This window comes from Streptomyces sp. NPDC088910 (assembly GCF_044749865.1).
Classification (GTDB): domain Bacteria; phylum Actinomycetota; class Actinomycetes; order Streptomycetales; family Streptomycetaceae; genus Actinacidiphila.
In genome coordinates this window covers 440,941-459,361 of sequence record NZ_JBIVIV010000005.1, presented here as the reverse complement: position 1 = coordinate 459,361, position 18,421 = coordinate 440,941, and the positions used below count along the sequence as shown (strand labels likewise).

20 protein-coding genes are annotated in these 18,421 nt (G+C 72.3%); 11 read left to right on the top strand and 9 right to left on the bottom strand.

Annotated features, from left to right (window positions below):
* Nucleotides 1-14: 14 nt before the first annotated feature.
* The 7 genes from ACIP4Z_RS15225 (at nt 15) to ACIP4Z_RS15195 (ending at nt 5,466) form a co-directional block, all read left to right on the top strand.
* Nucleotides 15-836, top strand: coding sequence for a HipA family kinase (locus tag ACIP4Z_RS15225; protein WP_401308067.1), 822 nt, complete (start codon nt 15-17; stop codon nt 834-836).
* Nucleotides 833-1,216, top strand: a complete 384-nt coding sequence (locus tag ACIP4Z_RS15220; RefSeq protein ID WP_355335651.1) for a DUF3037 domain-containing protein — start codon at nt 833-835, stop codon at nt 1,214-1,216. The genes ACIP4Z_RS15225 and ACIP4Z_RS15220 overlap by 4 nt, the downstream gene beginning before the upstream one ends.
* Nucleotides 1,217-1,381: 165 nt before the next feature.
* On the top strand, nt 1,382-2,143 hold the full coding sequence (fabG, locus tag ACIP4Z_RS15215) for a 3-oxoacyl-ACP reductase FabG (protein ID WP_391125570.1): 762 nt from the start codon (nt 1,382-1,384) through the stop codon (nt 2,141-2,143).
* Nucleotides 2,144-2,200: 57 nt separating this feature from the next.
* Nucleotides 2,201-2,959 (top strand): SDR family oxidoreductase, encoded by a 759-nt coding sequence (locus ACIP4Z_RS15210; protein WP_401308063.1) that lies wholly within the window; start codon nt 2,201-2,203, stop codon nt 2,957-2,959.
* Between the two features lie 158 nt (nt 2,960-3,117).
* On the top strand, nt 3,118-4,083 hold the full coding sequence (locus tag ACIP4Z_RS15205) for an aldo/keto reductase (RefSeq protein WP_401308061.1): 966 nt from the start codon (nt 3,118-3,120) through the stop codon (nt 4,081-4,083).
* A 156-nt stretch (nt 4,084-4,239) separates the two neighbouring features.
* Nucleotides 4,240-4,920, top strand: coding sequence for a uracil-DNA glycosylase (gene ung / locus ACIP4Z_RS15200; RefSeq protein ID WP_355335794.1), 681 nt, complete (start codon nt 4,240-4,242; stop codon nt 4,918-4,920).
* Nucleotides 4,921-4,947: 27 nt separating this feature from the next.
* Nucleotides 4,948-5,466, top strand: a complete 519-nt coding sequence (locus ACIP4Z_RS15195) for a hypothetical protein (protein ID WP_401308059.1) — start codon at nt 4,948-4,950, stop codon at nt 5,464-5,466.
* A gap of 110 nt (nt 5,467-5,576) precedes the next feature.
* Here the strand turns inward: ACIP4Z_RS15195 and ACIP4Z_RS15190 are convergent, their stop codons facing one another.
* A complete protein-coding gene (locus ACIP4Z_RS15190; protein WP_401308056.1) occupies nt 5,577-6,065 on the bottom strand; it encodes a hypothetical protein in 489 nt (162 codons plus the stop codon).
* Between the two features lie 206 nt (nt 6,066-6,271).
* Between ACIP4Z_RS15190 and ACIP4Z_RS15185 the strand changes: the two genes are divergently transcribed.
* Nucleotides 6,272-7,192 (top strand): Gfo/Idh/MocA family oxidoreductase, encoded by a 921-nt coding sequence (locus ACIP4Z_RS15185; RefSeq protein ID WP_355335634.1) that lies wholly within the window; start codon nt 6,272-6,274, stop codon nt 7,190-7,192.
* On the opposite strand, the gene lnt is transcribed toward ACIP4Z_RS15185, so the two are convergent.
* From lnt to ACIP4Z_RS15170, 3 genes are all read right to left on the bottom strand, one after another.
* A complete protein-coding gene (gene lnt, locus ACIP4Z_RS15180) occupies nt 7,164-8,690 on the bottom strand; it encodes an apolipoprotein N-acyltransferase (RefSeq protein WP_401308053.1) in 1,527 nt (508 codons plus the stop codon). The genes ACIP4Z_RS15185 and lnt overlap by 29 nt on opposite strands.
* A gap of 273 nt (nt 8,691-8,963) precedes the next feature.
* Complete coding sequence (locus ACIP4Z_RS15175) at nt 8,964-9,512, bottom strand: DoxX family protein (protein ID WP_355335630.1); 549 nt, start codon at nt 9,510-9,512, stop codon at nt 8,964-8,966.
* Nucleotides 9,513-9,730: 218 nt separating this feature from the next.
* Nucleotides 9,731-10,327 carry a histidine phosphatase family protein gene (locus ACIP4Z_RS15170; protein WP_391051170.1) on the bottom strand — a complete coding sequence of 199 codons (597 nt, stop codon included), beginning with the start codon at nt 10,325-10,327 and terminating at the stop codon, nt 9,731-9,733.
* Between the two features lie 196 nt (nt 10,328-10,523).
* On the opposite strand from ACIP4Z_RS15170, the gene ACIP4Z_RS15165 reads away from it, so the two are divergent.
* On the top strand, nt 10,524-11,960 hold the full coding sequence (locus ACIP4Z_RS15165; RefSeq protein WP_391162909.1) for an FAD-dependent oxidoreductase: 1,437 nt from the start codon (nt 10,524-10,526) through the stop codon (nt 11,958-11,960).
* Between the two features lie 144 nt (nt 11,961-12,104).
* Complete coding sequence (locus ACIP4Z_RS15160) at nt 12,105-12,362, top strand: hypothetical protein (RefSeq protein ID WP_401308048.1); 258 nt, start codon at nt 12,105-12,107, stop codon at nt 12,360-12,362.
* Nucleotides 12,363-12,404: 42 nt separating this feature from the next.
* Here the strand turns inward: ACIP4Z_RS15160 and ACIP4Z_RS15155 are convergent, their stop codons facing one another.
* Complete coding sequence (locus tag ACIP4Z_RS15155; RefSeq protein WP_391162907.1) at nt 12,405-13,112, bottom strand: SDR family oxidoreductase; 708 nt, start codon at nt 13,110-13,112, stop codon at nt 12,405-12,407.
* A gap of 162 nt (nt 13,113-13,274) precedes the next feature.
* Between ACIP4Z_RS15155 and ACIP4Z_RS15150 the strand changes: the two genes are divergently transcribed.
* The gene (locus ACIP4Z_RS15150) at nt 13,275-13,874 is read left to right on the top strand and encodes a TetR family transcriptional regulator (RefSeq protein WP_391051178.1); all 600 of its coding nucleotides are present in this window, start codon (nt 13,275-13,277) and stop codon (nt 13,872-13,874) included.
* Between the two features lie 235 nt (nt 13,875-14,109).
* On the opposite strand, the gene ACIP4Z_RS15145 is transcribed toward ACIP4Z_RS15150, so the two are convergent.
* The 4 genes from ACIP4Z_RS15145 to ACIP4Z_RS15130 all read right to left on the bottom strand — a co-directional run bounded on the left by ACIP4Z_RS15145 (nt 14,110) and on the right by ACIP4Z_RS15130 (nt 18,409).
* Complete coding sequence (locus ACIP4Z_RS15145) at nt 14,110-14,619, bottom strand: carbonic anhydrase (protein ID WP_355335616.1); 510 nt, start codon at nt 14,617-14,619, stop codon at nt 14,110-14,112.
* A gap of 57 nt (nt 14,620-14,676) precedes the next feature.
* Nucleotides 14,677-15,807, bottom strand: coding sequence for an LLM class flavin-dependent oxidoreductase (locus ACIP4Z_RS15140; RefSeq protein ID WP_391051181.1), 1,131 nt, complete (start codon nt 15,805-15,807; stop codon nt 14,677-14,679).
* 101 nt (nt 15,808-15,908) lie between these two features.
* Nucleotides 15,909-17,027 (bottom strand): LLM class flavin-dependent oxidoreductase, encoded by a 1,119-nt coding sequence (locus tag ACIP4Z_RS15135; RefSeq protein ID WP_391051183.1) that lies wholly within the window; start codon nt 17,025-17,027, stop codon nt 15,909-15,911.
* A complete protein-coding gene (locus tag ACIP4Z_RS15130) occupies nt 17,024-18,409 on the bottom strand; it encodes an NtaA/DmoA family FMN-dependent monooxygenase (RefSeq protein WP_391051185.1) in 1,386 nt (461 codons plus the stop codon). The genes ACIP4Z_RS15135 and ACIP4Z_RS15130 overlap by 4 nt, the downstream gene beginning before the upstream one ends.
* Nucleotides 18,410-18,421 lie beyond the last annotated feature (12 nt).

The window sequence follows — 18,421 nt, the reverse complement described above, 5'->3', positions numbered from 1 at the left end:
ATTAGCCTGGAGCGATGTTGAGAGAAGTGACGGGCATCCGCTATGTGACGCCGCTGCGCGAGGGCGGCTCGGTGCCCGGTGTCGTCGAGGCCGACGATCTCGGTACGTACGTCGTGAAGTTCACCGGCGCGGCCCAGGGCCGCAAGGCGCTGATCGCCGAGGTGATCGCGGGCGAGCTGGCCAGGCGGCTGGGGCTGCGGGTGCCGGAGCTGGTGCGCTTCCACTTCGATCCGGCCATCGCGCCCGGCGAGCCCGACCAGGAGATCCAGGATCTACTGAAGGCGAGCGGCGGGCTCAATCTCGGAATGGACTTCCTGCCCGGATCTCTCGGCTTCGATCCACTGGTCTTCCCCGTGGACACCGCGGAGGCGAGCCGCATCGTCTGGTTCGACGCGCTCATCGGCAACGTCGACAGATCGTGGCGGAATCCTAACATGCTGGTCTGGCACCGGGACTTGTGGCTCATCGACCACGGCGCCTCACTGATCTGGCACCACAACTGGCGTACGGCGCGAGCCGCTTCCGACAAGCCGTACAACGCCGCCGACCACGCGCTGTCCCGCTTCTCGCCCGATCCGGCCGCGGCGGCGGCCGAGTTGGGGCCACTCGTCACCGACGAGCTGCTCGCCGAGGTGACGGCGCTGGTCCCCGACGAGTGGCTGACCGACGAGCCGGGGTTCGACTCGCCCGACGACGTACGCCGCGCCTACCGCGAGCTGCTGCTGGCCCGCGCCGGGGACGTACACCTGCGGACCACGCTCGCGCCCCGGCAGGAGGAGAAACAGCCGCCGCCGGAGTGGCTGCGGACCTGGGTCGAGGGGAAGAACGCCCAGTGACCGGCCGGGACGTCTTCGAGTATGCGCTGGTGCGCGTGGTGCCGCGGATCGAGCGCGGAGAGATGATCAACGCGGGCGTGCTGGTGTACTGCCGCGCGCAGGGCTTCGTCGGGGCCCGTGTGCACCTGGACGAGGCCAGGCTGCGCTGCCTGGACGCGGAGGTGGACGTGCTCGGCGTGCGGGTGGCGCTGCGCGGCTACGAGGACATCTGCGAGGGCGGCGAGCGGGCGGGACAGGCGGCGGGGGACGACCCCGGACGCCGTTTCCGCTGGCTCACCGCGCCGCGCAGCACCATCGTGCAGCCGGGCCCGATCCACACCGGTCTCACCGCGGACGCGGGCCGGGAGGCGGACCGGCTGCTGGAGCTGTTGGTGCGCTGAGTCATCTCGTCAAAGCCGTGCCCTGAGCCACATCGGCCGTGGTGGCGTTGACACAGGGTCACGGCGCTCCTACGGTTTCGGCAACGGGACCTACTAAGCGGTCGCTCATGTGCCAGGCGCGGGCCGGGCACGGACGGCACCGCACCACAGGGTTGAGGAGATCAGATGTCCACCACCGAGCAGCGCGTCGCGATCGTCACCGGTGCCGCGCGCGGAATCGGCGCCGCCACCGCGGTGCGCCTGGCCGCCGAGGGCCGCGCCGTCGCCGTACTCGACCTCGACGAGAGCGCCTGCAAGGACACCGTCGAGACGATCACCGCGGCGGGCGGCAAGGCCATCGCGGTCGGCGCCGACGTGTCCGACGAGGCGCAGGTCGAGGCGGCCGTCGCCAAGGTGGTCCAGGAGCTGGGCGCGCCGACGATCCTGGTGAACAACGCGGGCGTGCTCCGCGACAATCTGCTGTTCAAGATGAGCGCGTCCGACTGGGACACGGTCATGAACGTGCACCTGCGCGGCGCCTTCCTGATGACCCGCGCCGTCCAGAAGCACATGGTGGACGCCGCGTTCGGCCGCGTCGTCAACCTCTCCTCGTCCTCCGCGCTCGGCAACCGCGGCCAGGTCAACTACTCGGCCGCCAAGGCCGGTCTCCAGGGCTTCACCAAGACCCTCGCCTTCGAACTCGGCAAGTTCGGCGTCACCGCCAACGCCGTCGCGCCCGGCTTCATCGCCACCGACATGACCGCCGCCACCGCCGCGCGCGTCGGCATGGGCTTCGACGACTTCAAGGCCGCCGCCGCCACCCAGATCCCGGTCCAGCGGGTCGGTGTCCCCGACGACGTCGCGAACGCCATCGCCTTCTTCACCGGCGAGCAGGCCGGCTTCGTGTCCGGCCAGGTCCTGTACGTGGCCGGTGGCCCGCTCGACTGACGCGCGCCGCGCCGACCGAGTGACACCCCACAACCGACAGGCCGGAGGCCCCAGACCATGACCCAGCCCCCCGACAGCGGGCGCGTCGCCCTCGTCACCGGCGCCAGCCGGGGCATCGGCTACGGCATCGCCGAAGCCCTCGTCGCCCGCGGCGACCGGGTGTGCATCACCGGGCGCAACGAGGACGCGCTCAAGGAAGCCGTCGAGAAGCTCGGCGCCGACCGCGCCATCGGCGTCGCGGGCAAGGCCCACGACGAGGCGCACCAGGCCGTCGCCGTGGAACGCACCATGGAGGCGTTCGGCCGCGTCGACTACCTCGCCAACAACGCGGGCACCAACCCGGTCTACGGGCTGCTCGCCGACCTCGACCTCGGCGTCGCCCGCAAGGTGTACGAGACCAACGTCATCTCCGCGCTCGGCTTCGCCCAGCAGACGTGGAAGGCGTGGCAGAAGGAGAACGGCGGCGCGATCGTCAACGTCGCCTCCGTCGCGGGCCTCGCCCCCTCGCCGCTCATCGGCGCCTACGGCATCAGCAAGGCCGCGATGATCAACCTCACGGTGCAGCTCGCCGCGGAGATGGCGCCCGGCGTCCGGGTCAACTCCGTCGCGCCCGCCGTGGTGAAGACGAAATTCGCCGCCGCGCTGTACGAGGGCCGGGAGGCGGAGGCCGCGGCCGCGTACCCGCTCAAGCGGCTCGGTCTGCCCGAGGACATCGGCGGCGCCGCCGCCTTCCTGTTCTCCGACCAGGCGAGCTGGATCACCGGGCAGAATCTCGTCCTCGACGGCGGGCTCTTCCTCCAGGCGGGGGTCGCGTAGCGGCGCCGTCCGAGGGGTCCGCGAGTCGGCCCGTACGGACGCGGCCCGGACGCGCGGGCTTGCCTTCGTCCGTACTCCAACGTGCACAGTCCTCGTGTGGGTGACCGCGACGGTCGCCCGCCGAGGACTTCCCACGTTACGGATTACGGAGACCGCACATGCGTTACCGCACACTCGCAGGAGGCGCGGGGCCCGAGGTCAGCGCCCTGTGCCTGGGCATCCTGCCGTTCGGCACGACCGTGGACGAAGCCACGTCCTTCGCGATCCTGGACCGCTTCGCCGAGGCGGGCGGCACCTACGTCGACACCGCCAACAACTACTCGGTCTGGGCCCCCGGCGGCACCGGCGACGAGAGCGAACTGCTGCTCGGCCGCTGGCTGCACAGCCGCGGCGCCCGTGACCGTACCGTCGTCGCCACCAAGGTCGGGGCCCGGCCGCCCGTCGGATCGACCGCCGTGTGGCCCGACGCCTGGGAAGGGCTGTCGGCCAAGGTGATCGAGGCCGGGATCGAGGGCAGCCTGCGGCGGCTGGGCACCGACCACGTCGACGTGTACTACGCGCACGTCGAGGACCGCGACGTGCTGATGGCCGAGACCGTCCAGGCATTCGCGGACGTCGTGCGCGGCGGCAGCACCCGCGTCCTGGGGTGCAGCAACCACGCCGCCTGGCGCGTCGGCGCGGCCCGGCAGTACGCCGCCGACCACGGGCTGCCCGGCTACACGTGCGTGCAGCAGCGCTACACCTACCTGTGGCCCGTGCCGGGCGGCGAGTGGGGCGCGCAGTGGTACGCCCGCGACGACATGCAGGACCTGGTCGCCTCGAACGACGACATGACGCTGATGGCGTACGGGCCGTTGATGAGCGGCGCGTACACCCGCACCGACAAGGAACTGCTCGCGCAGTACGACCACCCCCTGTCGCACCGCAGGCTCGAAGTGCTGCGGGAGGTCGCGGCCGAGGCGGGCGCGACGCCCAACCAGGTCGTCCTGGCCTGGCAGATGGGCGGCGCGCTGCCGGTGGTTCCCGTGGTCGGGGTGAGCAGCCTCGCGCAGCTCGAAGAGGCCCTGGGCGCCGTGGAGTTGGACCTGGACCCGGAGCTGCGGGCCCGGCTGGACGCCGTCTGAGCGAGGCGGGCGGGTGAGGCGGCCGACGCCGACCGGCGAGCTGATCGGCGGGCCGGCCGGTGAGTTGGCCGGGGGTGCGGGGATGTCAGTGGGTGGCGGTACGTTCTGGGGCAGTAGCAAACGGATCGATTGCCGGAGGTTCCTGACGTGCCCAGCATGCTGCCCGACTCCTGGGAGACCGTTCTCGGCGAGGAGTTGGACAAGCCGTACTTCCAGCAACTCACGGAATTCGTCGAGGCCGAGCGGGAGGAGCACCGGATCTTCCCGCCGCGCGACGAGGTCTTCGCGGCGCTGGAGGCGACGCCGTTCGACCGCGTCAAGGTGCTGATCCTCGGTCAGGACCCGTACCACGGCGCGGGACAGGGGCACGGGCTGTGCTTCTCGGTGCGGCCCGGCGTGAAGACGCCGCCCTCGCTGCGGAACATCTTCAAGGAGATGAAGGAGGAGCTGGGCCACCCCATTCCGGACAACGGCTATCTGATGCCGTGGGCCGATCAGGGTGTCCTGCTGCTCAACGCGGTGCTGACGGTCCGCGAGGGCGAGGCCAACTCGCACAAGGGCAAGGGCTGGGAGAAGTTCACCGACGCGGTCATCAAGGCCGTGGCGGCCCGCCCCGACCCGGCCGTCTTCGTCCTGTGGGGGAACTACGCGAAGAAGAAGCTGCCGCTGATCGACACCGAGCGGCACGCCGTCGTCCAGGGCGCGCACCCCTCGCCGCTGTCGGCGAAGCTCTTCATGGGCAGCCGCCCCTTCACCCAGATCGACAAGGCCGTCGCCGACCAGGGGCACACCCCGATCGACTGGCGCATCCCCGATCTCGGGGCGTCCGCGAGTTAGCTTCGTGGGTGAGGCGAGGAGGCTCGGGTGGAGCGACGGGACGAGCCGGGTGGACCGGACGCGATCATGACCAGGATCGGACAGGTCGTGATGCTGCTGCACGCCGGGGACCGGGAGGAGGCCAGAACCCGGTTCGGCGCGCTGTGGGACGAGATCGGGGAGCGGGGCGACCCCCTGCACCGCTGCACGCTGGCGCACTACATGGCCGACACGCAGGACGACCCCGAGGACGAACTGGCCTGGGACCTGCGGGCGTTGCGGGCCGCCGACGCCGTCACGGCGCGCGGCGGCACCGAGCCCCGCGGGGGCCCCGACAGCCCCGGTCGCTCCACCGGCGCCGCGCAGATCCGCGGCTTCTACCCCTCGCTCCACCTCAATCTCGCCGCCTCCTACGCGAAGGTGGACGAGGACCGGCTGGCCCGCAGCCACCTCGGCCTGGCCCGCAAGGCGTGCGACGCGCTCGCCGAGGACGCGTACGGGGACGGGGTGCGGGCCGCCGTGGCCCGGATGGAGTTGCGGCTGCTGGGCTCCGACCAGCTTCCGTAGCCGTGAGCCGTGAGCCGTGAGCCGTGAGCCGTGAGCCGTGAGGGGGCAGCGGTCCCCCGTCAGCCGTCAGCCGTCAGCCGTCGCGAGCCGTGCCGTCTGTCCGGCCCGGCTCACCGGCCGTAGGACTGACGGCAGATCCGGGCCGCGTCCCCGTCCTTCGCCCAGCCGCCGTAGGTCTCGCCCAGCGCGCAGACGTCGGCGGCGCCGGGCAGCGCCGCTGCCGGTCCGCGCGGGAGGGACGTCGGCGGCGGCACCGATTGGGAGCGCGGCACCGGCCGGTGCCGCGGCTCACGGCCAGGCCGCGACCCTGAACCCGCGGAGTACGGGCCCGTGCCCGGTCGGCCGCCCGACTCACCGGCACCGCGCTCCGGTTCGGGCGAGGGCGTCCTGGAAGGGGCCGGGTCCGGCTCGGCCGTCTCCAGCAGCACATGGTCGGGCCGCGGCACCAGCGGCCCGCCGTCCGGCGCCGCCACCCGCGGCGCGGCCCTGCCGGGCACGGGAGCGGAGACGGGGACGGGGGCCGGGGGAGCGGAGACGGTGGTGCACCCGGCCGCGGCGGAGGCCGCCACCAGGAACACGACCACGGGTAGGCGGCGCATTCCGACAACTGTGCCGAAACATGGCGGAGCCGGGTATGCCCCGCAGGGGTGAGCGGCCGGGCGGGGCGTACCGCGCGCTCACCCGTCCGGGGCCGGTCCGCCGCGGGGCCGCGCCGTACACCCGCTCCCCGAAGGCCCCGGAAGCGTCCCCGAACCGTCCCCGTATGCTGCGGGGACACCGCGAGAAGGAACGACAGGAGCAGCGCATGGCATCCGGCAGCGCCCCACGGAAGATCGGCGTGATCGGGCTCGGTGACATCGCGCAGAAGGCGTATCTGCCGGTCCTCGCCTCGCAGCCGGACCTCGAACTGCACCTCCAGACCCGCACCCCGGCGACCCTCGACCGGATCGGCGACGCCTACCGGCTGCCGCACCGCCACACCTCACTGGACACGCTGCTCGACCAGGGCCTCGACGCCGCCTTCGTGCACGCGCCCACCGACCTCCACGTCGAGATCGCCGGACGGCTGATCGAAGCGGGCGTCCCCGTCTACGTCGACAAGCCGCTCGCCCGCGATCTGGACGGCGCACGGCAACTGGTGGCCCTCGCCGAGGAGCGCGGCGTCCCGCTCATGGCGGGCTTCAACCGCCGTTACGCGCCCGCCTACGCGCAGTGTCTCGACCACCCGCGCGACCTGATCCTCATGCAGAAGAACCGCGTCGGCCTCCCCGAAGAGGCCCGCGGGATGATCTTCGACGACTTCATCCACGTCGTCGACACCTTGCGCTTCCTGGCCCCCGGCACCGTCCGGGACGTCCACGTCTCCGCCAAGGTCCGTGCCGGCCTCGTCCACCACATCGTGCTGCACCTGTCGGGTGACGGTTTCACCGCGATCGGCTCCATGAACCGGATGAGCGGATCCACCGAGGAGAGCCTGGACGTCAGCGGTGACGACACCCGCCGTCAGGTGCTGAATCTCGCCGAGGTCATCGACCACAAGGGCCAGCCGACGGTACGCCGCCGGGGCGACTGGGTGCCGGTGGCCCGGCAGCGCGGCATCGAGCAGATCACCCTGGCCTTCCTCGACGCCGTCCGCGCGGGCAAGCACCTCGACGCCCAGGACGCGCTGCGCACCCACGAACTGTGCGAGCGGGTCGTCACCGAGGTCCGGGAGCTGACCGCCTGACCAGCACCACGCGCCGGATCTCGTAGGCGGCGGCCAGCACGACCAGCAGCAGCGCCAGACGCGGCACCCAGTCGCCGAACCGGTCGTACGGGCTGCGGCCGGTGGCCAGCGGCACCGCGTAGACCCGCGCCGTACTGCCGCTCTCGCTGATCCGCTGCCCGACCGGTTGGCCGTTCGCGTTGTAGACGGCGCTGATCCCGGTCAGGGTCGCGTGCACCATCGGCCGCCAGCTCTCCGCAGCCCGCAGTGCCGCGAGCGAGGCGTGCTGCGCGGGCGCCCACGACCCCTGGAACGACGACGTGGACGACTGCGCCACCAGCACCTGGGCGCCCTTGTCCGCGAGATTGCGGCTCATGTCGGCGAAGGCGGACTCGAAGCAGATCAGCGGCCCGATCCGTACCGTCCCGGTGTCCATCACGACCTGGTGGTCGCCGCGCTGCCGGTCCTCACCCGCGGCCTTGCCGACCGAGGTGGCCCAGCCGAGCAGCGACCGGAAGGGGATGTACTCGCCGAACGGCACCAGCCGCATCTTGTCGTACGTGGGTCCGGTGACGCCGTCCGGGCCGATCAGCACCGACGTCTTGGAGATGCCCGTGCCGTCCGCGCGCTCCGCGTCCACATTGACCAGGATGTCGGCGCCGACCTGCTGGGAGAGGGCCGCCAGCTCCTCCGCCAGCTGGGGCCGGGAGGTGAGGTCGAAACCGACGCTGCTCTCACCCCAGACCACGAGATCCGGGTGGCTGCCCACCAGGCCGCGGGTGAGCGCCACCTGCCGGTCGATCCGGGCCTCGGGGCCCACGACGACGCCCGGCTGGACGACCGCGACCCGGACGGCGCCGGACTGCTGCGGGTGCGGCGCCCACAGCCACACCATGCCGGTCAGCACGGCGGCCGTGGCCAGCGCGGTCGCCGCGGGCCTGCGGACGGCGGGCACCGCGACGAGCGCGGTCAGCGCGGTGTTGACGAGCACCACCAGGAGGCTGACCAGCCACACCCCGCCGACGGAGGCCAGCCGCAGCGCGGGCCGCACCTGCCACTGGCTTGCGCCCAGCAGTCCCCAGGGGCCGCCGAGATACTGCCAGGAGCGCACCAGCTCCACCATCAGCCAGCCGCACGGCACCAGCACCATCGCCGCCGCGGCCCGCCGCGACCCGGTGCCCTCGCCGAGCAGCCTGCGCACCAGCCAGCCCCACGGCGCCCACAGCGCGCCCAGCAGCAGGGCGAGCACGACGATGAACACGTTCAGACTCGCGAAGAGCCAGTGGTGCACCGCCAGCATGAAGCCCGCGCCGCCCAGCCAGCCGTCCAGCGCCGCCCGCCGCGCACTGCCCGCGGAGCGCACCAGCAGCATCCACGGCACCAGCGCCACGTACGCCAGCCACCACAGCGACGGCGCGGGGAAGGCGAGCGCCGGGAGCGCCCCGGCGGCGGCGGCGCCCAGCCCGCGCGCCCACGGCGAGGACAGCCGTGACCGCTGCTCCTGGGCCGTCACCGTCATGCGTGCTCCCTCGCCGCCGTTCACTGTCGCTCTGTTCCGCCCTGTTCCGTCCGCACGCCGCCATCCGCGCCGAATCCGCTCCGGCGTTCCTGGCTCCGGCCTACCCTGCGCGGTTGGCGGCATGCGGACGACGGCGTGTCGTCCGCATGCCGCCGTCCCCGTGCCGCCGTGTCCCTGCCGTCGCCCGCGCGTCGCCGCGCACCCCGCCGGTGGCCGCCGCGCGTGCCGCTGCCCCGGTCGGTACGGCGTTCCCCGCACCGGTCCGCGGGCGGCTCAGCCGTCCTGGTCCTCCAGCACGGCGAGATCCTCGGGCGCGGGACCGTTGCCGACGGCGCGGCGGCGTACGACCGTGAAAGCGGCGGCTGCCGAGCCGGTGAAGGCGGCGGCCACCACCCACGGGCGGTTCAGGACATGGCCGGTCAGATGGTCCAGAGAGTAGCGGCCGGGTCCCGTGACACCCAAAGCGGCGGCGCAGAAGCCGAGGAAGGCGGGGTACTCGTAGCCGCCGGACGTGTTGAAGAAACCGGCGGGGGCGTGGACGGAGACCGCGCCCGCCATGGCGCCGGCCGCCGCCGCGCCCGCGGCCGGGGTGGCGATCCCCAGGGCCAGCAACAGCCCGCCGCCCGCCTCGCCGAGCCCGGCCGCGACGGCGCTCGCCCGCTCCGGCTTGAAGCCCATCTGCTCCATGGCCGCCGAGGTGCCGTCGATCCCACCGCCGCCGAACCAGCCGAAGAGCTTCTGCGCGCCGTGCGCGAAGAGCACCCCGCCGGTCCCCGCGCGCAACGCCAGCAGTCCGATGTCCTTGCGGTGCGCGAGTGCCATGACCGGGTCCTCTCCTGGTGCCGGGCCCCGGTCCCGGTCCGACTCCGGACCACCGGGCTGCTCCCAGTCTTCGCGGACCCCACCGGATGCCGCCGCTCCTGGCGGTCCGTCCGGGCTACACGGCTGCCACGGGCTACACGGCTCGTACGGAGACCACCGCCCGGACGGACACCGGCGCCCGTACAGAGACCACCGCCGTCGCAGACGTCACCGCCCGATCAGGGCAGCCGGTTCCACGCGGTCAGCACATGGCGGCCGTGTTCCAGGCCGAGTCGGCTGACGGTGCCGGTGGCGAGCTGGAACAGGGCGCCGTCGGCCGGGGGCAGCCCCAGTCTGCGGGCGGTCAGCACCCGCAGGAAGTGGGCGTGCGCGACCAGCACCACATCGCCGCCGTCGCTGTTGGTGAACGCCGCGTCGGCGAGGGCCAGCACCCGGTCGGCCCGCTCGCCGACCTGTTCCGCCGTTTCCCCCGGATGGCCCTCGGGGCCCTCGGGGACCCCGTCGGTCCACAGATCCCAGGAGGGACGGGTGCGGTGGATGTCACGGGTGGTGACGCCCTCGTAGCCGCCGTAGTCCCACTCGCACAGGTGGGCGTCGACCCGTGTGCGCTCGAGCCCGGCCAGCTTCGCGGTGTCCCGCGCGCGCCGCATGGGGCTGGTGATCACGGTGGAGATGTGCCTGCTGGCCAGCATCGGAGCCAGTGTCCTGGCCTGCTCCTCGCCGTTCGGGGTGAGGGGCAGATCGGTGTAGCTGGTGTGCTGGCCGGTCAGCGTCCACTCGGTCTCGCCGTGACGGATCAGTACCAGTTCGCCCATCGGTACACCTCCCGCGGCGCCCCTCGGCGCCCCGAAGTGATCATACGTCCGCCCGGTCCCGTCAGTAGGATGACGGCCTGGCCACCCCTTCTCCGCGCGTGACCCGGATGTGTGAACACCGACATGTGAGTACAGATGTGTGTGCACAGACGTGTGCACACCACCGCGTGATTCAGACAGCAGCCCAGGAGCCGGTATGAACGACGCTGCCCGTACCTACGACGTGATCGTCATCGGAGCCGGACCGGTCGGTGAGAATCTCGCCGACCGCACGCAGGCCGCAGGGCTCAGCACGGTCGTCGTGGAGAGCGAGCTGGTCGGCGGCGAGTGCTCCTACTGGGCGTGCATGCCGAGCAAGGCACTGCTGCGCCCGGTGGTCGCCCGCGCCGACGCGAGCCGGCTGCCGGGGCTGGCCCGCGCGGTCGCGGGACCGCTGGACGCCGCTGACGTCCTCGCCCGCCGCGACGAGTTCACCTCGCACTGGAAGGACGACGGCCAGGTGGGCTGGCTGGAGTCGGTCGGCGTCGATCTCGTACGCGGCCAGGGCCGCCTGGACGGTCCCAAGCAGGTCGCGGTGCTGACGCCGGAGGGCGAGACCGTACGGCTGACCGCGCGGCACGCCGTCGCCGTCTGCACCGGCACCTCCGCCGCGCTGCCCAAGCTGCCGGGCATCGCCGACATCAACCCGTGGACCAGCCGTGAGGCGACCAGCGCCAAGGAGGTCCCCGGCCGCCTGGTCGTGGTCGGCGGCGGTGTGGTGGCCGTCGAGATGGCGACCGCCTGGCAGGCGCTCGGCTCGCGGGTGACCATGCTCGTGCGCGGCGACCGCCTGCTGGAGCGCATGGAGCCCTTCGTCGGCGAACTGGTCACCGACGGCCTGCGCGAGGCGGGCGTGGAGGTGCACTTCGGTACGAACGTGCCGATCGTCGAGCGCGACGGCGCGGACGGCGAGGTACGGGTCGGCCTGGAGGGCGGCCAGCGCGTCGTCGCCGACGAGATCCTCTTCGCCACCGGCCGCTCGCCGCGCACCGGCGACCTCGGGCTGGAGACGGTCGGCCTGCGCCCCGGGGACTGGCTTGGCGTGGACGTCACCTGCCGGGTCACCGGTGTGCCGGACGGCTGGCTCTACGCGGCGGGCGACGTCAACCACCGCGCGCTCCTCACCCACCAGGGCAAGTACCAGGCCAGGATCGCCGGGGCCGTGATCGCCGCCCGCGCCAAGGGCGAGCCGGTCGACGACGCGCCCTGGGGTCCGCACGCCGCCACCGCCGACGACGCCGCCGTGCCGCAGGTGGTCTTCACCGACCCCGAGGCGGCCTCCGTGGGCCTCACGGCGAGCGAGGCGGAGCGCGCCGGACACCGGACCAAGGTCGTGGACTACGACCTCGGCCAGGTCGCGGGCGCCTCCCTCTACGCCGACGGCTACCGCGGCAGGGCCCGCATGGTCGTGGACCTCGACCGGGGCATCCTGCTCGGCGTCACCTTCGTCGGCCCCGGCGTCGGCGAACTCCTGCACTCCGCGACGGTCGCCGTCGCGGGCGAGGTGCCCATCGAGCGGCTGTGGCACGCGGTCCCGGCGTACCCGACGATCAGTGAGGTGTGGCTGCGCCTGCTGGAGGAGTACCGGGGCTGACCGCGGTCATGGCCGCGGCGCGCCGCCGCGATATTCGCCGGGGCCGCCGCGCTGGCGGGCGCGGCCGTCCTCAGCGTGGCGTCGCCCGCGTCCGCCGCGGGCTACTCCTGCTCGCACGACGGTCACGCCCTATGGTGCCCCACCGTGACGGCCGTCGACCCCGGCTCGTATCTGGCCTCGCACCACGGGCCGAGCTACGGCTCCGGTCAGACCGGGCGGCGATACTACAACGGCGAGGAGAGGGAACTCGCCTGCTGGACGACCGGCGAGGGCGACGCCGACGGGCACGGCGACCACTACTGGTTCATGCTCGACTTCGACGGCGACAGCGGCTACGTCAACGACTGGTATCTGACGACCGGTTCCGCCGCCCAGTGGCAGCCGCACGTCCCGCACTGCTGACTGACGCATCCTCAGAAGCGTTCAGCGTTCAGCGTTCAGCGTTCAGCGCGCGGCGAGTTCGGCGTAGAGAGCCGAAGGGTCGGCGGCGAGGCCGGCCTTGACCTGACGGCTGGTGTCGTCGGCCAGCACCTCGTACAGCCCGGCCTCGACGCCGTCGAGCGCGATGCGCGCGATCTTGGCGGGGTCCGACTTGGGGGCGTCGACGCGCGCGGCCATGTCGGTGTCCATGTAGCCGACGTGCAGGCCGGTGACGAGGGTGCCCTGGCCGTGCAGCGCCAGGCGGGTGGCGTTGGTCAGGGACCACTCGGCGGACTTGGCGGCCGAGTAGACGGCGCTGCCGGGCGTGGTGAACCAGGACAGGGCCGACAGCACGTTGAGCACCGCGCCGCCGCCGTTGCGGGCCAGGATCGGCGCGAAGGCGCGGCTGACGGCGAGCGTGCCGAAGACGTGGGTCTCGAACTCGTTCCGGACGACGTCCATCTCGCTGGTGAGCAGGTCCACCCCGTTCGACGCGCCCGCGTTGTTGATCAGCAGGGTGACGTCACCGGCCGCCTCGGCCGCCGCCCGTACCGACTCGGGGTCGGTGATGTCCAGCGCGAGCGGTACGGCGCCCGGCACGGTGACCGATGCCGGATTGCGGGCGGCGGCGTAGACCTTGGCCGCGCCCCCGTCGAGCAGGGCCTGGACGAACTTCTCGCCGAGGCCGCGGTTGCCTCCGGTGACGAGGGCGACAGCGCCGTTGATCTGCATGGGAGTGCCTTTCGGGAGGAGAGCGGTCCGTGGCCGGTACGCGCGCGGCCCGGGGGGTCGCGTGCGGTCCGCACGGATGCGGCCGACCATGGAAACCGATCGGTTTCCACCACCGTATACCGATCGGTTTCCGATGCCAAGCCGGAGCGGTAACCTCGGGGTATGACCACGACACAGAAGTCCGGCGCGACGGAGAAGTCCGGCACGCGCGACCGCCTGCTCGACGCCGCGGCCGGGCTCTTCTACCGGGAAGGCGTCGGCACCGGCATCGACGCGCTGTGCAAGGCCGCCGGAGTGTCCAAGCGCTCGATGTACCAGCTCTTCGCGAGCAAGGACGAGGTGCTGGCCGCCGCGCTCGACCGGCAGGGGCCGCCCGTCGAGGCCCGGCTGCTGCCGCCGCCCGGCGCGCCCGCGGCGCCGCGCGACCGCGTCCTGTACGTCTTCGAGCGGCTGGAGGAGACCGCCGCCTCGGCCGACTACCGCGGCTGCCCCTTCCTCGCCACGCAGGTCGAGCTGAAGGACCCGGAGCACCCGGCGAGCGTCGTGGCCCGCCGCAACAAGCAGGTGCTCACCGACTTCTTCCGCGCCGAGGCCGCGCGCGGCGGGGCCGCCGACCCCGCACTGCTGGCCCGCCAGCTCACCCTGGTCTTCGACGGCGCCAGCGCCCGCGCCGGAATCAAGGCGGAGGTCCTGGACGGCCTGGCGCTGAGCACAGCCGTCGCCGTCCTGGACGCGGCGGGTCTGACGGCTCCTCGGGCCTGACGGCTCCGCGGGCCTGACGGCTCCTCGGGCCTGACGCTGAGGAGGGTCTGACAGCGCGGCGGATCACGAACGGCCCCTTCGGCAGCTGGCACGCACGGCCGCCGCGTTGCCGGGATGCCCGAGTAGCTCTGCTATTAGGGCATCCCGGTGCGTTGCGCTCAGCGGGTCCCCCCGGACGGAGTCCGGGGGGGGCACCGGGCACCGCCTGGACCGCCCATGATCCGCCGGACAGGCCCTAGTCGGGCAGTGCCACCTCCGCGAGCCTGCCGCTCGCCACGTCGAACACGAAGCCGCGCACCGCGTCGGTGTGCGGGATGAACGGGCTGTTCCTGATCCGGGCCGCGGACTGGCGGACGTCGGTCTCCAGATCGGTGAACGCCTCGGCCGCCCACGGCGGTTTGATGCCCGTCTCCTCGCGGATCGACTCGCGGAAGGCGTCGTCGCCGAAGGTGAGCATGCCGCAGTCGGTGTGGTGGATCAGCACGATCTCCCGTGTGCCCAGCAGCCGCTGACTGATCGCCAGCGAACGGATCGCGTCGTCGGTGGCCACCCCGCCCGCGTTGCGGATCACATGCGAGTCACCCTCGGCGAGACCGAGCGCCCCGTACACATTGAGCCGGGCGTCCATGCACGCCAGAACCGCGGTGTGCCGGGCGGGCGGCAGCGGCAGCGGACCCTCGAAGGCCGCCGCGTACGCCGTGTTGTTCTCCAGATAGCCGTCGGTGGCGGTGGGGTGGTCGGTCATGGGAGCCTCCTGGTCGCGCTGAGCGGTGACGTCATGCGTGACGTCATACGGGTGAGGTCATGCGGTCCGCCGCCAGGCGTCCGCCAGCAACTCGTGGGAACGGACCCGGTCCCGGTGGTCGTGGGTGATGGTGGTGACCAGCAACTCATCGGCGCCCGTGGCCTGTTGGAGCACCCGCAGCCGGTCCGCGACACTTTCGGGTGTGCCGGTGAACTGGGTGCGCACCCGGTCCTCGACCAGCGCCCGCTCGTCCGCCGTCCACGAGTGGACCGCGGCCTCCTCCGGACTCGGGAAGGGGATCGCGCCCTGACCCGAGCGGATGCTGTGGACCCACAGCGCGTACGGCGACGCCAAGTGCCGCGCGGTGGCGTCGTCCTCGGCGACCACGACATCGGCCGAGACCAGCACATGCGGCTCGTCGAGCGTGGCGGAGGGTACGAACGCCTTGCGGTACGCGTCCACCGCTTCGAGGACGGCGGCCGGACTCACGTGGTAATTCGCCGCGAAGGGCAGGCCGAGCGCGCCCGCCGCCTGCGCGCTCGCCCCGCCGCTGCTGCCCAGCACCCACACCTGGAGATCGGCGCCCTCGCCGGGCACCGCGTGCGCGTCGAGTCCCTCCGGGGTCCGGTAGTCCCCGCGCAGCAGTCCGAGGATCTGGTCGAGCTGGTCGCGGTACTCGGGCAGTTCGGCCCCCGGGTACTGCACGAGCTGTGTGTAGCGGGTCAGCAGCGGAGAGCCGATCAGCCGGCTGAAGTCGTACGGCGCGGGGATCAGCAGCCCCTCCGGTGTGTACCGGGCCTCGGTGCGGCGCGGCGCCGGGGGAGCGGCGGGCGCGCCGCCGGACGCGGACGGCTTACGGAATCCGGTACGGCCGAGGCCCAGGTCGATCCGGCCCGGGTACAGCGCGTCGAGCAGCCCGAACTCCTCGACCACCGACAGCGGTGTGCGGTGCCCGAGCTGCACCGCGCCCGCGCCCACCCGGATTCGTGCGGTCGCCGCCGCCACGAGCTGGATCACCAGCGCGGGCGACACCCCGGCGACCCCGGTCGTCAGATGGTGCTCGGCCAGCCAGTAGCGCGCGTATCCGGCGGCCTCCGCGCGCTGTGCCAGGTCCACGGTGTTGCGCAGCGCCTGCGCGGCGGTGGAGCCCGAACTGATCGGCGACAGGTCGAGAATCGACAGCGGCACCGACGCCGAGTTCGAAGAAGCCGAAGAGGCGGAAGGGTCCGGGGAACTCGAAGGGTCCGACGGACGTGAGGGGTTCGATGAGCCGGAAGCTGCGGGAACGCTCATGCGGCGTCGCCCTCCTTTGCGATGGTGCCTGCGCCGACGGTGTCCTTACGCGGAGAGGCCGTGTTCACCGGCCCCCAGTCCCACGGCGGATCGGGTATCTCCGCGCGGAGCACGGGCGCGACCTCGGACTGGAAACGCTCCAGCGACGTACGGTGCTCGGCCTCGCCGAGCCCGCTCGCGTCCGCGTGCAGATGCAGCACGGTGTGCCCGAACTCCTCGTGATAGCGGTGCACTTTCTCGATCACCTGCTGCGGGCTGCCGATCAGCGCCGAACTGCGCTCCACGAAGTCCTCCAGCGTCCCGAAGACCACCGGCAGGCCCACCTCCTTCTGGAACGCCAGATTGCTCTCGAAGATCGGCCGGTAGACCTCCAGCGCCTCCTGCGAGGTGCGGGCCACGTACAGCCCCGCGGAACCCGCGCCCACCGCGATGTCCGCCGGATCGTGCCCGTAGTGCTCCCAGCGCTCCCGGTAGTAGCGGATCAACTCGGCATACGGCTCGATGGGGTTGGTGACATTCGCCGAGAACAGCGGATCGCCGTAGCGGGCGGCGAGGTCCACGGACTCCTTGCTGGTCGCGCTGCCGTGCCAGACCCGGATCGGCCGCTGGTACGGCCGCGGCCAGACCTCCGCGTCCTTCAGCTCGGGGCGGAAGCGGGTCCGCGCGGTCACCTTGTCCTGCCGCCAGATCTGCCGGAACACCTCGTAGCTCTCGGCGTTGCGGTCCCACTGGTCCTCGGGTGTGACGTGGAACAGCTCGCGCTGCGCCGTGCCGTTGCCCTTGCCGATGATCAGGTCCAGGCGGCCTTCGGAGAGATGGTCGAGCGTCGCGTAGTCCTCGTACGCCCTGACCGGGTCCAGCAGGCTCAGCGTGGTGACCGCGGTGAAGAGCCGGATGCGCCGGGTGATCGCCGCGACATGGCTGAGCACCACCGTCGGCGAGGAGGAGATGAACGGCCGCTCGTGCCGCTCTCCCACCCCGAACCCGTCGAAGCCCAACTCCTCGGCGAGCACCGCGTTGTCGAGGACTTCCCTGAAGCGCTCATGAGTGGACTTCAGGACGCCGGTGACCGGGTCGGGCCGGTGCACGATCAGCGTGATGGCGAGGAACTTCATGCCACCGACTCCCGTACGTCCGCGGCGTCGCCCCCGGCGTCCGGGTGGGCCAGGCCGAGGTGGTCCCGCAGCGTGCCGCCCTCGTACTCGGTACGGAACACACCGCGTTCCTGGAGCAGCGGCACGACGGTGTCGGCGAAGACGTCGAGACCGCCGGGGGTGATGTGCGGGACGAGGATGAAACCGTCGCTCGCGTCGGCCTGCACAAAGGAGTTGATGGTCTCCGCGACCGTCGTGGGGGAGCCGACGAACGACTGGCGGTTGCCGGTCTCGATGACCAGGTCGCGGATGGACCACTTGTTGGCCGCCGCCAGCTCCCGCCACTCGCGGGCGGTCGCCAACGGGTCGCGGTACATCCGGACTTGAGCCCGGCCGCGGGCGATGGTGTGCTCGCCGAGATCCGGGTCGATCTCGGGCAGCGGGCCCTCCGGGTCGTACCCGGACAGGTCGCGGTTCCAGACGAATTCCAGGTGCTTGATCGCGGTGGCACCGCTGACCTGCGCGCGGCGCACCTCGCGGGACAGCTCCTCCGCCTCGGCGTCGGTGTCGCCGAGCACGAAGGTGGCGGCGGGCAGGATCAGCAACTGGTCCGCCCTGCGGCCGTGCCGGGCCAGGCGCCCCTTGACGTCCGTGTAGAACTCCCGCCCCTCCTTGAGAGTGCTGTACCGGCTGAAGATCGCGTCCGCGCTCGACGCGGCGAATTCGCGTCCCTCTTCCGAGTCCCCCGCCTGGAAGATCACCGGGCGGCCCTGCGGGCTGCGCGGGACGTTGAACTGCCCCTGGATGTCGAAGTGCTGGCCCTTGTGGACGAAGGCCCCGGCCCGCGCGTCCCGCAGGAACGTCCCGGTCTCCCGGTCGGCGACGATCTCGTCGCCGTGCCATGAGTCGAACAGCTCATTGGCGGTGGCCAGGAACTCCCGCGCCCTGGAGTACCGCTCGTCCTGCGGAAGGAAGCCGCCGCGCCGGAAGTTCTCGCCCGTGAAGGCGTCCCAGGAGGTGACGACGTTCCACGCGGCGCGGCCCGCGGACAGGTGGTCGAGGCTGGCGAACTGCCGGGCCACCTCGTACGGCTCGTTGAACGTCGAGTTGATCGTGCCGGTCAGGCCGATCCGCTCGGTCACCGCGGCCAGCGCGGCGAGCACGGTGAAGGTGTCCGGGCGGCCGACGACGTCCAAGTCGTAGATATGGCCGCCCTGTTCGCGCAGCCGCAGGCCCTCGGCGAGGAAGAGGAAGTCGAACTTGGCCCGCTCCGCGGTGCGCGCGAAGTGGGCGAAGGAGCTGAACTCGATGTGGCTGCCCGCGGCCGGGTCGCTCCACACGGTGGTGTTGTTGACGCCGGGGAAGTGGGCCGCGAGATGGATCTGCTTCAGGGGCTTGCTCATGACGGTCGGATC

What these genes read in the sequence shown, in the direction of transcription:
- ACIP4Z_RS15225 (WP_401308067.1), top strand. Translation starts at nt 15, where the DNA reads ATGTTGAGAGAAGTGACGGGCATCCGCTATGTGACGCCGCTGCGCGAG.
- ung (WP_355335794.1), top strand. Translation starts at nt 4,240, where the DNA reads ATGCTGCCCGACTCCTGGGAGACCGTTCTCGGCGAGGAGTTGGACAAG.
- ACIP4Z_RS15175 (WP_355335630.1), bottom strand. Translation starts at nt 9,512, where the DNA reads ATGGCACTCGCGCACCGCAAGGACATCGGACTGCTGGCGTTGCGCGCG.
- fabG (WP_391125570.1), top strand. Translation starts at nt 1,382, where the DNA reads ATGTCCACCACCGAGCAGCGCGTCGCGATCGTCACCGGTGCCGCGCGC.
- ACIP4Z_RS15135 (WP_391051183.1), bottom strand. Translation starts at nt 17,027, where the DNA reads ATGAAGTTCCTCGCCATCACGCTGATCGTGCACCGGCCCGACCCGGTC.
- ACIP4Z_RS15155 (WP_391162907.1), bottom strand. Translation starts at nt 13,112, where the DNA reads ATGCAGATCAACGGCGCTGTCGCCCTCGTCACCGGAGGCAACCGCGGC.
- ACIP4Z_RS15190 (WP_401308056.1), bottom strand. Translation starts at nt 6,065, where the DNA reads ATGCGCCGCCTACCCGTGGTCGTGTTCCTGGTGGCGGCCTCCGCCGCG.
- lnt (WP_401308053.1), bottom strand. Translation starts at nt 8,690, where the DNA reads ATGACGGTGACGGCCCAGGAGCAGCGGTCACGGCTGTCCTCGCCGTGG.
- ACIP4Z_RS15210 (WP_401308063.1), top strand. Translation starts at nt 2,201, where the DNA reads ATGACCCAGCCCCCCGACAGCGGGCGCGTCGCCCTCGTCACCGGCGCC.
- ACIP4Z_RS15150 (WP_391051178.1), top strand. Translation starts at nt 13,275, where the DNA reads ATGACCACGACACAGAAGTCCGGCGCGACGGAGAAGTCCGGCACGCGC.
- ACIP4Z_RS15130 (WP_391051185.1), bottom strand. Translation starts at nt 18,409, where the DNA reads ATGAGCAAGCCCCTGAAGCAGATCCATCTCGCGGCCCACTTCCCCGGC.
- ACIP4Z_RS15205 (WP_401308061.1), top strand. Translation starts at nt 3,118, where the DNA reads ATGCGTTACCGCACACTCGCAGGAGGCGCGGGGCCCGAGGTCAGCGCC.
- ACIP4Z_RS15170 (WP_391051170.1), bottom strand. Translation starts at nt 10,327, where the DNA reads ATGGGCGAACTGGTACTGATCCGTCACGGCGAGACCGAGTGGACGCTG.
- ACIP4Z_RS15165 (WP_391162909.1), top strand. Translation starts at nt 10,524, where the DNA reads ATGAACGACGCTGCCCGTACCTACGACGTGATCGTCATCGGAGCCGGA.
- ACIP4Z_RS15185 (WP_355335634.1), top strand. Translation starts at nt 6,272, where the DNA reads ATGGCATCCGGCAGCGCCCCACGGAAGATCGGCGTGATCGGGCTCGGT.
- ACIP4Z_RS15145 (WP_355335616.1), bottom strand. Translation starts at nt 14,619, where the DNA reads ATGACCGACCACCCCACCGCCACCGACGGCTATCTGGAGAACAACACG.